Annotated in this window: 10 protein-coding genes; 9 read left to right on the top strand and 1 reads right to left on the bottom strand. The window is 75.0% G+C overall.

Annotation, left to right across the window (positions count from 1 at the left end):
- Positions 1–12: 12 nt before the first annotated feature.
- From carB to metK, 8 genes are all read left to right on the top strand, one after another.
- Positions 13–3,309 (top strand): carbamoyl-phosphate synthase large subunit, encoded by a 3,297-nt coding sequence (gene carB, locus ACFP6A_RS13635; RefSeq protein WP_379604393.1) that lies wholly within the window; start codon positions 13–15, stop codon positions 3,307–3,309.
- Positions 3,306–4,418: a quinone-dependent dihydroorotate dehydrogenase gene (locus ACFP6A_RS13630; RefSeq protein WP_379604391.1), complete on the top strand. Its 1,113-nt coding sequence runs from the start codon at positions 3,306–3,308 to the stop codon at positions 4,416–4,418. Before carB ends, ACFP6A_RS13630 begins: the two co-directional genes overlap by 4 nt.
- The gene (gene pyrF / locus ACFP6A_RS13625; RefSeq protein ID WP_379604389.1) at positions 4,415–5,293 is read left to right on the top strand and encodes an orotidine-5'-phosphate decarboxylase; all 879 of its coding nucleotides are present in this window, start codon (positions 4,415–4,417) and stop codon (positions 5,291–5,293) included. Before ACFP6A_RS13630 ends, pyrF begins: the two co-directional genes overlap by 4 nt.
- 108 nt (positions 5,294–5,401) lie before the next feature.
- On the top strand, positions 5,402–5,716 hold the full coding sequence (gene mihF / locus ACFP6A_RS13620; RefSeq protein WP_379604387.1) for an integration host factor, actinobacterial type: 315 nt from the start codon (positions 5,402–5,404) through the stop codon (positions 5,714–5,716).
- A 2-nt stretch (positions 5,717–5,718) separates the two neighbouring features.
- The gene (gene gmk, locus ACFP6A_RS13615) at positions 5,719–6,324 is read left to right on the top strand and encodes a guanylate kinase (protein WP_379604385.1); all 606 of its coding nucleotides are present in this window, start codon (positions 5,719–5,721) and stop codon (positions 6,322–6,324) included.
- 60 nt (positions 6,325–6,384) lie between these two features.
- The gene (gene rpoZ / locus ACFP6A_RS13610; RefSeq protein ID WP_379604383.1) at positions 6,385–6,648 is read left to right on the top strand and encodes a DNA-directed RNA polymerase subunit omega; all 264 of its coding nucleotides are present in this window, start codon (positions 6,385–6,387) and stop codon (positions 6,646–6,648) included.
- 14 nt (positions 6,649–6,662) lie between these two features.
- Positions 6,663–7,907, top strand: a complete 1,245-nt coding sequence (coaBC, locus tag ACFP6A_RS13605) for a bifunctional phosphopantothenoylcysteine decarboxylase/phosphopantothenate--cysteine ligase CoaBC (protein ID WP_379604381.1) — start codon at positions 6,663–6,665, stop codon at positions 7,905–7,907.
- A gap of 88 nt (positions 7,908–7,995) precedes the next feature.
- The gene (metK, locus tag ACFP6A_RS13600; RefSeq protein ID WP_379604379.1) at positions 7,996–9,201 is read left to right on the top strand and encodes a methionine adenosyltransferase; all 1,206 of its coding nucleotides are present in this window, start codon (positions 7,996–7,998) and stop codon (positions 9,199–9,201) included.
- Here the strand turns inward: metK and ACFP6A_RS13595 are convergent.
- Positions 9,187–10,329 (bottom strand): hypothetical protein, encoded by a 1,143-nt coding sequence (locus ACFP6A_RS13595; protein ID WP_379604377.1) that lies wholly within the window; start codon positions 10,327–10,329, stop codon positions 9,187–9,189. The genes metK and ACFP6A_RS13595 overlap by 15 nt on opposite strands.
- A 167-nt stretch (positions 10,330–10,496) precedes the next feature.
- Here ACFP6A_RS13595 and ACFP6A_RS13590 point away from each other — a divergent pair, with 167 nt between their 5' ends.
- Positions 10,497–12,566, top strand: coding sequence for a primosomal protein N' (locus ACFP6A_RS13590; RefSeq protein WP_379604376.1), 2,070 nt, complete (start codon positions 10,497–10,499; stop codon positions 12,564–12,566).
- Positions 12,567–12,743 lie beyond the last annotated feature (177 nt).

Genomic DNA, 12,743 nt, shown 5'->3' with positions numbered 1-12,743 from the left:
GGGTGAGGGCTGATGCCGCGGCGGGAGGACCTCTCCAGCGTCCTCGTCATCGGGTCCGGGCCCATCGTCATCGGCCAGGCCGCGGAGTTCGACTACTCCGGCACCCAGGCCTGCCGGGTGCTGCGCGCCGAAGGGCTGCGCGTCATCCTCGTCAACTCCAACCCGGCCACCATCATGACCGACCCCGAGATGGCCGACGCCACCTACGTCGAGCCGATCACCCCCGAAGTGGTCGAGGCCATCATCGCCGCGGAGCGCCCGGACGCGCTGCTGGCCACCCTCGGCGGGCAGACCGCCCTCAACACCGCGATCGCGCTGCACGAGAACGGGGTGCTGGACAAGTACGGCGTCCAGCTCATCGGCGCCAACGTCGACGCCATCCGGCTCGGGGAGGACCGCGAGGCGTTCAAGGGGGTCGTCGACCGGTGCGGGGCGTCCTCGGCGCGCAGCATCACCGCGCACACCGTCGAGGAGTGCGTGGCCGCCGCTGACGAGCTCGGCTACCCCGTCGTGCTGCGACCGAGTTTCACCATGGGCGGGCTCGGCTCCGGCTTCGCCCACGACGAGGCCGAGCTGCGCCGGATGGCAGCGGCCGGCCTGCACGCCTCGCCCACCACCGAGGTGCTGCTCGAGGAGTCGATCCTCGGGTGGAAGGAGTACGAGCTCGAGCTGATGCGGGACCGCCACGACAACGTCGTGGTCGTCTGCTCGATCGAGAACCTCGACCCGATGGGTGTGCACACCGGCGACTCCATCACCGTGGCGCCGGCGCTGACGCTCACCGACCGGGAGTACCAGCGGCTGCGCGACATCGCGATCGCGGTGATCCGCGAGGTCGGCGTCGACACCGGGGGCTGCAACATCCAGTTCGCCGTCAACCCGGACGACGGCCGCGTCGTCGTCATCGAGATGAACCCGCGTGTGTCGCGCTCGTCGGCCTTGGCGTCCAAGGCGACCGGGTTCCCGATCGCGAAGATCGCCGCCCGGCTCGCCGTCGGCTACACCCTCGACGAGATCCCGAACGACATCACCCGGGAGACACCCGCGAGCTTCGAACCGACGCTGGACTACGTCGTCGTCAAGGTGCCCCGGTTCGCGTTCGAGAAGTTCCCGGCCGCCGACCGGGCGCTGACGACGACGATGAAGTCGGTCGGGGAGGCGATGGCGCTCGGCCGCAGCTTCACCGAGGCGCTGCAGAAGGCGCTGCGCTCGGTCGAGGCCCCAGGGTCGTCGTTCCACTGGCGCGGGGACCCGGGCGACCCCGAGGCGCTGCTGGAGCAGGCCCGGACGCCGACGGACGGGCGGATCGTCACCGTCCAGCAGGCGCTGCGCGCCGGCGCGGACGTCCAGCGGGTGCACGAGGTCACCGGTATCGACCCGTGGTTCCTCGACCAGATCCTCCTCATCGAGGAGGTGGCCGCCGAGGTCCGCGACGCCGACCAGCTCACCCCGGACCTGCTGCTGCGGGCCAAGCGGCACGGGTTCTCCGACGTCCAGATCGGCGAGCTGCGCGCGATGCCCGAGGACGTCGTCCGCGGGGTGCGTCACGCCCTGGGCATCCGCCCGGTCTACAAGACCGTCGACACCTGCGCCGCCGAGTTCGCCGCCCGCACGCCGTACCACTACTCGGCCTACGACCTCGAGGACGAGGTCGAGCCCTCGGACCGCCGCAAGGTCGTCATCCTGGGCTCGGGGCCCAACCGGATCGGGCAGGGTGTCGAGTTCGACTACTCCTGCGTGCACGCGTCGTTCGCGTTGCGCGACGCGGGTTTCGAGACCGTGATGGTCAACTGCAACCCCGAGACCGTGTCGACCGACTACGACACCTCCGACCGCCTGTACTTCGAGCCGCTGACGCTGGAGGACGTGCTCGAGGTCGTCGCCGCCGAGCAGCGGTCCGGGGAGGTGGTCGGGGTCGTCGTCCAGCTCGGCGGGCAGACACCGCTCGGGCTGGCGCAGCGCCTGGCTGACGCCGGTGTGCCGGTCGTCGGGACGAGCCCCGAGGCGATCCACCTCGCCGAGGACCGAGGGTCGTTCGGCCGGGTGCTCGCGGAGGCGGGGCTGCCCGCGCCCCGGCACGGGACGGCGTCCAGCTTCGCCGAGGCCAAGGCGGTGGCCGACGAGATCGGGTACCCGGTGCTGGTGCGGCCCTCGTACGTGCTCGGCGGGCGCGGCATGGAGATCGTCTACGACGAGCAGATGCTCGCCGACTACATCGGCCGGGCCACCCTGGTCACCCCGGACCACCCGGTCCTCGTCGACCGCTTCCTCGACGACGCGGTCGAGATCGACGTGGACGCGCTGTTCGACGGCGAGGAGATGTACCTGGGCGCCGTGATGGAGCACATCGAGGAGGCCGGCATCCACTCCGGCGACTCGGCGTGCGTGCTGCCGCCGGTCACGCTCGGGACGCGCCAGCTCGACCGGGTGCGTGCCTCCACCGAGGCGATCGCCCGGGGGGTCGGCGTGCGCGGGCTGCTCAACGTGCAGTTCGCCCTGGCCGCGGACGTCCTCTACGTGCTGGAGGCCAACCCGCGCGCCAGCCGCACCGTCCCCTTCGTGTCCAAGGCGACCGGGGTGCCGCTGGCGAAGGCGGCCGCCCGGGTGATGCTCGGCGCCACGATCGCCGACCTGCGCGCCGAGGGGATGCTGCCGGCGGTCGGGGACGGCGGTGACCTGCCGCCGGAGGCCCCGATCTCGGTGAAGGAGGCGGTGCTGCCGTTCAAGCGGTTCCGGACGCCGGAGGGGCAGGTCGTCGACACCGTGCTCGGCCCGGAGATGCGCTCCACCGGCGAGGTGATGGGCATCGACGTCGACTTCCCCTCCGCCTTCGCCAAGTCCCAGTCGGCCGCCTACGGCGGGCTGCCGACGTCCGGCGCGGTGTTCGTGTCCGTCGCCGACCGCGACAAGCGCGCCATGCTGTTCCCGGTCAAGCGTCTGGTCGACCTCGGTTTCGAGGTCCTCGCCACCTCGGGCACGGCAGAGGTGCTGCGGCGCAACGGGATCGCCAGCACCGTGGTCCGCAAGCACAGCGAGGGGCCGGGACCGGACGGCGAGCCCACGATCGTGCAGCGGATCAGCGACGGAGAGGTGGCGATGGTCGTCAACACCCCTTCCGGACGCGACGCCCGCGCCGACGGGTACGAGATCCGCGCCGCCACAACGGCCGTCGACGCCCCGATCATCACGACGGTGCAGCAGCTGGCCGCCGCGGTGCAGGGCATCGAGCACGCCCGGGGCGGCGCCCTGTCCGTGCGGTCGCTGCAGGAGCACGCGCGGGCGCTCCACGCCGTCTGGGGCAACGGGTGACGCCGTACGAGGCGTTCTTCGCCGCCGTGCTGCGGCGACTCGACGCCGAGACCGCGCACCGGCTCTCGTTCGGCGCCCTGCGCGCCGTGGCCGCCGTCCCGGGGTTCGCCCGTCTCGGCGCCACGGTGCTCGGGCCGCGCGACCCGGCGCTGCGGGTGCAGGCCCTCGGTCTCGACCTGCCCGGCCCGCTCGGCCTGGCCGCCGGGTTCGACAAGGACGCCCGCGGCGTCGACGGCCTGGCCGCGCTCGGCTTCTCCTTCGTCGAGGTGGGCACGGTGACCGGCCAGGGGCAGCCCGGCAACCCGCGGCCCCGGCTGTTCCGGCTGGTCGCCGACCGCGGGATCGTCAACCGGATGGGGTTCAACAACGCTGGTGCGGCCGCTGCCCGCGACCGGCTGCTGCGCCGCCGGGCGCGCCGGTGGCGGGTCCTCGTCGCCGTCGGGGTCAACATCGGCAAGACCAAGGTCGTCCCGGACGCCGAGGCGGTCTCCGACTACGTGCTCAGCGCCCGCCAGGTCGCCGAGGTCGCGGACTACCTGGTGGTCAACGTCTCCTCGCCCAACACCCCGGGCCTGCGCGACCTGCAGGCGGTGGCGACGCTGCGGCCGCTGTTGACCGCCGTCCGGGAGGCCGCCGACGGCGCCGCCGGCCGGCACGTCCCGCTGCTGGTGAAGATCGCCCCCGACCTCGCGGACGACGACGTGCTGGCGGTCGCCGACCTCGCCCTCGAGCTGGGTCTGGACGGGATCGTCGCGACGAACACCACCGTCTCCCGCGAGGACCTCGCGTCGCCGGCCGCGGACGTCGAGGCGACCGGAGCCGGCGGGCTGTCCGGTCCGGTGCTGCGCGAGCGGTCGCTGCAGGTGCTGCGCCTGCTGCGCCACCGCGTCGGCGACCGGCTCGTCCTGGTCTCCGTCGGCGGTATCGAGGACGCCGACGACGCCTGGGAGCGGCTGCGGGCCGGTGCGACGCTGCTGCAGGGCTACACCGGACTCGTCTACGGCGGGCCGCTGTGGCCGCGGCGGGTGCACCGAGGGATCGCGCAACGGTTGCGGGACAACGGGTTCGCGTCCCTGGCGGACGTCGTGGGCAGCGAGGTCTCCTCGTGAGCGCGGCCGGCCGGGTGCCGGGGTTCGGGGCCCGGCTGGCGACCGCGATGGCAGCGCACGGCCCGCTGTGCGTGGGGATCGACCCGCACCCCGGGCTGCTGCACGACTGGGGCCTGACGGACGACGCCACCGGGCTCGAGCGGTTCTCGCTCACCGCGGTCGAGGCGCTGGCCGGCTCCGTGGCCGCCGTCAAGCCGCAGGCCGCGTTCTTCGAGCGGCACGGGTCCGCGGGCGTCGCCGTGCTCGAGCGGGTGGTCGCCGACTTGAGGGCCGCCGGCACGCTGTGCGTCGTCGACGCCAAGCGCGGCGACATCGGCTCCACGATGCAGGCCTACGCCGACGCCTACCTCGGGGACTCCTCCCCGCTGGCCGGGGACGCCGTCACCGTCTCGCCCTACCTGGGGTTCGGGTCGCTGCGCCCGGTCCTCGACCTCGCCACGACGACCGGGCGCGGGGTGTTCGTGCTGTGCCTCACGTCCAACCCCGAGGGTGCCTCGGTGCAGCACGCCACCGACCCGGACGGCGTGCCGGTCGCCGTCCGGGTCGCTCGACAGGCCGCGGCGGCGAACGCCGGTGTCGTAGCGGCGGGGGAGCCGATGGGCCCGGTCGGGCTCGTGGTCGGCGCCACCACCGGGGACGCCGTCCGCCGACTCGGAGTCGACCTGGCCGCGGTACGCGGCCCGCTGCTCGCTCCCGGGGTCGGCGCCCAGGGCGCCACCGCTGACGACCTGCGCGACGTGTTCGGCGCCGCGCGGGAGCAGGTGCTGGCGTCGACGAGCCGGGCCGTGCTGGCCGCCGGACCGACCGTGACGGGGCTGCGCGAGGCCGCCCGGCGCGCCGCGGGCGAGGTGGCCGCCGTCCTCGGCCGGGGCTGACCGCACGACGTCACGGCGACGGGTGGGGGCGCGTTGCCGCCGCGCCGCGGGAGTCGCTAGGTTCGCCAGGCCAGAACCTGCTCGTCCGCCGACCGCCGAGGTGACTCCGTGCCGCTCCCGCCCCTGACACCCGAACAGCGAACTGCGGCCCTGGAGAAGGCGGCGGCGGCACGGCGCGAGCGGGCCGAGGTGAAGAACCGGCTCAAGTACTCCCAGGGCTCACTGCGGGACGTCATCGACGAGGGCCAGCAGAACGACGTCGTCGGCAAGATGAAGGTCAGCGCGCTGCTCGAGTCGCTGCCGGGCGTCGGCAAGGTCCGGGCCCGCCGGATCATGGCCGAGATCGGCATCTCGGAGTCCCGCCGGGTCCGCGGGCTGGGCTCCCACCAGATCAAGGCCCTCGTCGAGCGCTTCGACCACTGACCGTGCCCGACCCCGCACCCGGCGATCGGCCGCGGCCCAGCCGGCTGACCGTCCTGGCCGGGCCCACCGCGGTCGGCAAGGGCACCGTGTCCGCCGACGTCCGGGCCCGCTACCCGCAGGTGTGGGTGTCGGTGTCGGCGACGACCCGCCCGCCCCGGCCGGGCGAGGTGGACGGCGTCCACTACCGGTTCGTCGACGACGCCACCTTCGACCAGATGATCGCCGACGGCGGGCTGCTCGAGTGGGCCGTCGTCCACGGCCGCTACCGGTACGGCACCCCCCGCGAGCCCGTGCGCAAGGCGCTCGCCAAGGGCCGTCCCGCGCTGCTCGAGATCGACCTGCAGGGAGCCCGGCAGGTCCGCCGGACCATGCCCGACGCGCTGTTCGTGTTCCTCGCCCCGCCGAGCTGGGAGGAGCTCGTCCGCCGGCTCGTCGGCCGCGGCACCGAGGACCCCGAGGAGCGGGAGCGGCGCCTGGCCACGGCCCGGGTCGAGCTGGCCGCCGAGTCCGAGTTCGACGTCACCGTGGTCAACGACGACGTCCACCGGGCCACCGACGAGCTCATCTCGCACATGGGCCTGCAGCCGGTGCCCGTCGCGCCGGGCTGAGCGGCGTAGACTGCCCGGCGAGTCCGCACGTCCCCGAACCCGAGAAGCGAGACGAACCCCGTGGCCGGAACCGTGGCAGCACCCGAGGGCATCACCAACCCGCCCATCGACGACCTGCTCGAGAAGTCCGACTCCAAGTACGCGCTGGTCCTGTACGCCGCCAAGCGCGCCCGCCAGATCAACGCCTACTACTCCCAGCTCGGCGAGGGCCTGCTGGAGTACGTCGGCCCCCTGGTGGAGACCCACGCCCAGGAGAAGCCGCTGTCGGTCGCGCTCCGTGAGATCAACGAGGGTCTGCTCACCGTCGAGCCCGTCGACAGCTGACCGGCCCCGCCGTCATGCCCCCGTCGCCACGCGTCGTCCTCGGCGTGTCCGGGGGCATCGCCGCGTACAAGGCGTGCTCGCTGCTGCGCTGCCTCACCGAGACCGGTCACCGGGTCCGGGTCGTGCCGACCCGCGGGGCGCTCGAGTTCGTCGGCGCCGCCACCTGGGCGGCGCTCTCCGGTGAGCCGGTGACCACCGAGGTGTGGGACGACGTCCACGCCGTCCCGCACGTGCGCCTGGGCCAGGACGCCGACCTCGTCGTCGTCGCCCCGGCCACCGCGGACCTGCTCGCCCGCGCCGCGCACGGACGCGCCGACGACCTGCTGACCGCCACGCTGCTCACCGCCCGCTGCCCGGTGCTGATGGCACCGGCCATGCACACCGAGATGTGGGAGCACCCGGCCACCCAGGCCAACGTCGCCACCCTGCGCGAGCGTGGCGTCGTCGTCCTGGAGCCCGCCGCGGGGCGACTCACCGGCGCCGACTCCGGTGCCGGCAGGCTGCCCGAGCCCGAGGCGATCCTCACCGCCGCCCGCCGGCTGCTGGCCCGCCCCGGCGCCGGAGCCGACCTCGCTGGCCGGCACGTCGTCGTCTCCGCCGGCGGCACCCGGGAACCGCTCGACCCGGTCCGCTACCTGGGCAACCGGTCCTCGGGCCGCCAGGGGTACGCGCTGGCCGCCACCGCCGCCGCACGCGGCGCCCGGGTCACCCTCGTCGCCGCCAACACCGACCTGCCCGACCCGGCCGGCGTGCACGTCGTCCGGGTCGGCACCGCCCGTCAGCTCGCGGACGCCGTCCGCCGGGCCGCCGCGGACGCCGACGTCGTCGTCATGGCCGCGGCCGTCGCCGACTTCCGCCCCGCCCGGCCCGCGACCACGAAGATCAAGAAGTCCGCGGACGACGCGGAGGTTCCGGTGGTCGAGCTGGTGCGCAACCCGGACGTGCTCGCCGGTCTCGTCACCGACCCGCCACGGCCCGGGCAGCTCGTCGTCGGGTTCGCCGCCGAGACCGGGGACGAGACGGGCGACGTGCTCGAGCACGCGCGCGCCAAGCTCGCCCGCAAGGGCTGCGACCTGCTCGTCGTCAACGAGGTCGGCGACGGGCGGGCGTTCGGCACGGCCGACAACACCGTCGTCCTGCTCGACCGCGACGGCGGGCAGCAGACCGTCGGCCCCGCCGCCAAGGAGGACGTCGCCGACGCGGTCTGGGACGCCGTCCTGCGGCTCGCCGGCCCACGGGCTGTCGGGGGCACCCTCTAGGCTGGGCGGCGCCACCGGCACCCAGGCCGACATGCGCTGCGGCCCGGGCCCGGCGGCAGTCAGCAGCCGCTGCAACCTCTGGAGTGACGTGACCAGTCCTGACCGCCCCGTGCGACTCTTCACCTCCGAGTCGGTGACCGAGGGCCACCCCGACAAGATCTGTGACCAGATCAGCGACCGGATCCTGGACAACCTGCTCGAGCAGGACCCGAGCAGCCGGGTCGCCGTCGAGACCCTCGTGACCACCGGCCTCGTGCACGTCGCCGGGGAGGTGGACACCCGCGGCTACGCCGACATCCCCGCGCTCGTGCGCTCGACCGTGCTCGACGTGGGCTACGACTCCTCGACGAAGGGCTTCGACGGCCGGTCCTGCGGGGTGGAGGTGTCGATCGGCGGGCAGAGCATGGACATCGCCGCCGGTGTCGACAGCTCGCTGGAGGACCGGCTGCGTGCCGGGGAGGACCCGCTGGACCGGCAGGGTGCCGGCGACCAGGGGCTGATGTTCGGGTACGCGTGCACCGACACCCCCGAGCTGATGCCGGTGCCGATCTGGCTGGCGCACCGCCTGGCCGAGCGGCTGGCAGAGGTGCGCAAGGACGGCACGCTGGCCTACCTGCGCCCGGACGGCAAGACCCAGGTGACCATCGGATACGACGGCGACCGGGCGGTCACCGTCGAGACCGTCGTCGTGTCGACCCAGCACGCCCGGGACGTGTCGCTGGAGTCCATGCTGACCCCGGACGTGCGCGACCACGTCGTCAAGCCCGTGCTGGACCGGGTCGACCTGGACTCCTCGTCCGTCCAGCTGCTGGTCAACCCCACCGGGCGGTTCGAGATCGGCGGGCCGATGGGTGACGCCGGGCTCACCGGCCGCAAGATCATCGTCGACACCTACGGCGGGATGGCCCGTCACGGCGGCGGCGCGTTCAGCGGCAAGGACCCCTCGAAGGTCGACCGGTCCGCGGCGTACGCGATGCGCTGGGTGGCCAAGAACGTCGTGGCCGCCGGGCTCGCGACCCGCTGCGAGGTGCAGGTCGCCTACGCCATCGGCCGGGCCCACCCGGTCGGGCTGTACGTCGAGTGCTTCGGCACCGAGACCGTCCCGCTGCCCCGCATCGTCGAGGCGATCAAGGAGGTCTTCGACCTGCGGCCGGCCGCCATCGTCCGCGACCTGGACCTGCTGCGGCCGATCTACCGGCGCACGGCCACCTACGGGCACTTCGGCCGTGAGCTGCCCGAGTTCACCTGGGAGCGGACCGACCGGGTCGAGGACCTGCGCTCAGCGGTCGGCTGAGGTCGCGTCGTCGGAGGCCGTGTCGTCGGAGGTCGCGTCGTCGGAGGTCGCGGTGCCGGCGGCCGGGCGGACGGTCGCCAGCGCCCGGCGCAGGTTGGCGACCACCCCGCCCAGGACGGCCAGGTCGACCGGGTCGAGGTCCCGTCGGTGGGCGAACTCGTCGGTGACCGCCTGGATCCGCTCCTCGACGGCGACCACCCGCTCGTCGTCCGGGTCCATCGGGCTGAGGTAGTCCCGGACGACGGCGGCCAGGTCATCGAGGGCCTCGGCCGTCGTCGCGGCGAGGTCGTCGTCCAGCGGGGACGTCGGCAGGTCGCCGCGGTGGTACTCGCCGAACGCGGCGACGAGGTCCTCCACGAGGACGGCGACCCGGGCCAGCCCGTGGGCGGCGCGCTGCTGGCGGTCGGTCTCCGCGGTGTGCCAGCGGGCCCGGGGGTTGCCGCGGCGGGCCTGGAGCATCTCGGCCACCGCGGACCGCATCGCGTCGACCGCCGGGTCGATGTCCCGCTGCCGCCTGGCCCACTCCTGCCGGGACGGGGCCGGGTGCTGCCGCAGGCCGGCTGCGAGGTCGGTCAGCTGGTCGGCGAGCAGGTCCTGGGCGCGGACCAGTGCGGTGCGGCCCTGGGACAGCCGCAGGGCCGGGACGGCGACGTTGACGCCGACCGCCAGGACCGCACCGAGCAGCGCCAGCAGCACGTAGGCCAGGGTGTAGGTCCACGGGTCCTGCCCGCCGATGAGCAGGACGAACAGGGCCACGACCGGCACCCAGCTGCGCGAGGTTCCCAGCCACGGCAGGCCGCCGGCCAGCACGCCGGCGAAGACGCCGACCGCGAGGGCCCCCAGGCCGGGGTCCAGGACGCCGTGCACCGCCAGGCCGATCACCCCACCCGTCGCGATGGACAGCACCGCCTCCACCGAGCTGCGCAGCGAGGCGGCCACCGTCGGCTGGACGGCGACGAGCGCGCCGAGCGGGGCGTAGTACTGGTAGCTCTCCAGCTCGCTGCCGCTGGTGAGGATCTCGGCGGCGAACCACGCCAGCGCCGCCGCGACAGCGGCCTTGGCGGCCATCTGGATGCGTTCGTGCAGCAGCAGTCGGCGCAGCAGCGGTACGGCTCCTCGGTGGCTCATCGCTCCCGGTCCTGTTCGTCGGTCCATGTCGTGGTCCTCGTCCTCGGCCCCGCTTGGGCCCTGTCGTCGTCCTCCGTCGTTGCTCTACCCCGGGGACACGAGTCGTACCACCCCGCTGGTCCACCCGACCCGGTGGCGCTGTCCGTGGCGTCTGGTGGGATGCGGCCATGACGACGGCAGACGGCGCCGGGGCGGTGGACGGCAGCCAGCTGCCGCTCGCCGGACTGGCACGCCGTCCGGGGCGTCGCACCGCCCCGGCGGGCGAGCTCGCCGCCACCGACCCTGTCGCCGAGGTCGCCGTCGACGTCTCCCTGCCGCACCTTGACCGGCCCTTCGAGTACGCGGTTCCGGCGTCGATGGCGGAGGACGCCCGGCCCGGTGTGCGGGTCCGGGTGCGGTTCGCCGGCCAGGACGTCGAGGGGTACCTGCTGGCGCGCAAGCCCGCCGCCGAGCACCCCGGCCGGCTGGCGCCGCTGCGCCGGGTGGTCTCCCCGGAGCCGGTGCTCACCCCCGGCCTGCTCGACCTGTGCCGGGCGGTCGCCGACCGGTGGGCTGGCGTCCTGCCCGACGTGCTGCGACTCGCCGTCCCGCGCCGGCACGCGGGGACCGAGAAGCGCGAGCAGCCGGAGCCGGCCGCTGCGCCGCCCCGGCCCGGTGCCGGGCGGTGGGCGGCGTACCGGGCCGGGCCGGCGTTCCTCGAGCACGTCCACGGCGGCCAGGCGCCGCGGGCGGCGTGGACGGCGCTGCCGGGGGAGGACTGGCCCGCCGCCCTGGCGACCGCGGTGGCCACCGCCTTGTCCGCGGGACGCGGGGCGCTCGTCGTCGTCCCCGACCACCGGGACGTCGACCGGGTGGACGCCGCGCTGACGGCCCTCCTGGGCAGCGGCCAGCACGTCCGGCTCACCGCGGACCAGGGCGCGGCGGCCCGGTACCGGGCGTGGCTGGCGCTGCAGCGCGGCGCCGTGCGCGCGGTCGTCGGGACCCGGGCGGCCGCCTACGCCCCGGTGCACGACCTCGGCCTCGTCGTGGTCTGGGACGACGGTGACGACCTGCACGCCGAGCCGCACGCGCCGTACCCGCACGTTCGCGAGCTGCTGGCGCTGCGCAGCGAGCGGGAGGGCGCTGCCCTGCTCGCCGGGGGGTTCACCCGCACTGCGGAGGTCCAGGCGTGGCTGGACGCCGGGTTCGCCCGGCCGGTCGAGGCGGACCGCGCCGCCGTCCGGGCTGCCGCACCGCGGGTGCTGCTACCCGGTGAGGGCCCGGAGCCGGAGCGGGACCCGGCCGCCCGCAGCGCCCGCTTGCCCTCGCTGGCCTGGCGCACCGCCCGGACGGCGCTCGAGCACGGCCCGGTCCTGGTCCAGGTCCCACGCCGGGGGTACCGGCTGGCCCTGCAGTGCGCCCGGTGCCGTTCGCGGGCCCGGTGCTCGGCGTGCGCCGGCCCGCTCGCCCAGTCCTCCGGTCACGCCGTGCCGGCCTGCCGGTGGTGCGGCCGGCCCGCGGGCACCTGGACCTGCCCCACCTGCGGGGGGACGGCGCTGCGCTCGGCCGTGCTCGGGCAGCGGCGAACCGCCGAGGAGCTCGGCCGTGCCTTCCCCGGTGTCCCGGTGCGCACCTCCGGCGGCGGGGAGGTGCTGGCCGGCGTCCCGGACCGGCCGGCGCTCGTCGTCGCCACGCCCGGGGCGGAGCCGGTCGCGGACAGCGGGTACGCGGCCGCGCTCCTGCTCGACGGCTGGGCGCTGTTCGACCGGGCGGACCTTCGGGCCGGGGAGGAGGCGCTGCGGCGGTGGGCGAACGCGGCCGCGCTGGTCCGCCCCGCACCGCAGGGCGGCACCGTCGTCCTGCTCGCACCCGCCGGCCTGCCGCCGGTGGAGGCCCTGGTGCGCTGGGACCCCGCCTGGCACGCCGCCCGGGAGCTCGCCGAGCGGGTCGAGCTCGCCTTTCCGCCCGCGGTGGCGCTGGCCACCCTCACCGGCCCGGCCGACGCGGTAGATGCGCTGCTCGGCCACGCCCGGCTGCCGGCGTCCGCAGACGTCCTGGGCCCGGTCCCCGTCGCGCAGGACCCGCGTCCCCCAGCCGGGCAGGACGCGCCCACCTCGGCGGTCCGCGCGCTCGTCCGGGTGCCGGTCGCCGACCGGGCCGCGCTGGCCCGTGCGCTAAGGGAGGCCGCGGCCGTCCGCAGCGCCCGCAAGGAGCCGGGCGCGGTGCGAGTACAGATCGACCCGCTGGACGTGCTCTGACGACCTGGCCGAAGGCCAGACCCCTCGACCACAGAATGCTGTGCTCAGCGCGGTGTGGCCGGCGTGTCGCGCCAACAACCCAGCATTCTGTGAGGGGACTGGAGGGGAGGGGACTGGAGGGCAGGGTGGCGGAATTGCATGATCACGGGGAGGGAGAAGGGTGGGGGTGGCGGGATT

Source organism: Quadrisphaera sp. GCM10027208, assembly GCF_042658805.1.
Classification (GTDB): Bacteria; Actinomycetota; Actinomycetes; order Actinomycetales; family SCSIO-59966; genus SCSIO-59966.
This window is presented reverse-complemented; position numbering and strand designations above follow the sequence as displayed.

Excerpts from the sequence above, each read along its gene's own strand:
- carB (WP_379604393.1), top strand. The coding sequence starts at position 13 with ATGCCGCGGCGGGAGGACCTCTCCAGCGTCCTCGTCATCGGGTCCGGG.
- coaBC (WP_379604381.1), top strand. The coding sequence starts at position 6,663 with ATGCCCCCGTCGCCACGCGTCGTCCTCGGCGTGTCCGGGGGCATCGCC.
- ACFP6A_RS13595 (WP_379604377.1), bottom strand. The coding sequence starts at position 10,329 with ATGAGCCACCGAGGAGCCGTACCGCTGCTGCGCCGACTGCTGCTGCAC.
- ACFP6A_RS13590 (WP_379604376.1), top strand. The coding sequence starts at position 10,497 with ATGACGACGGCAGACGGCGCCGGGGCGGTGGACGGCAGCCAGCTGCCG.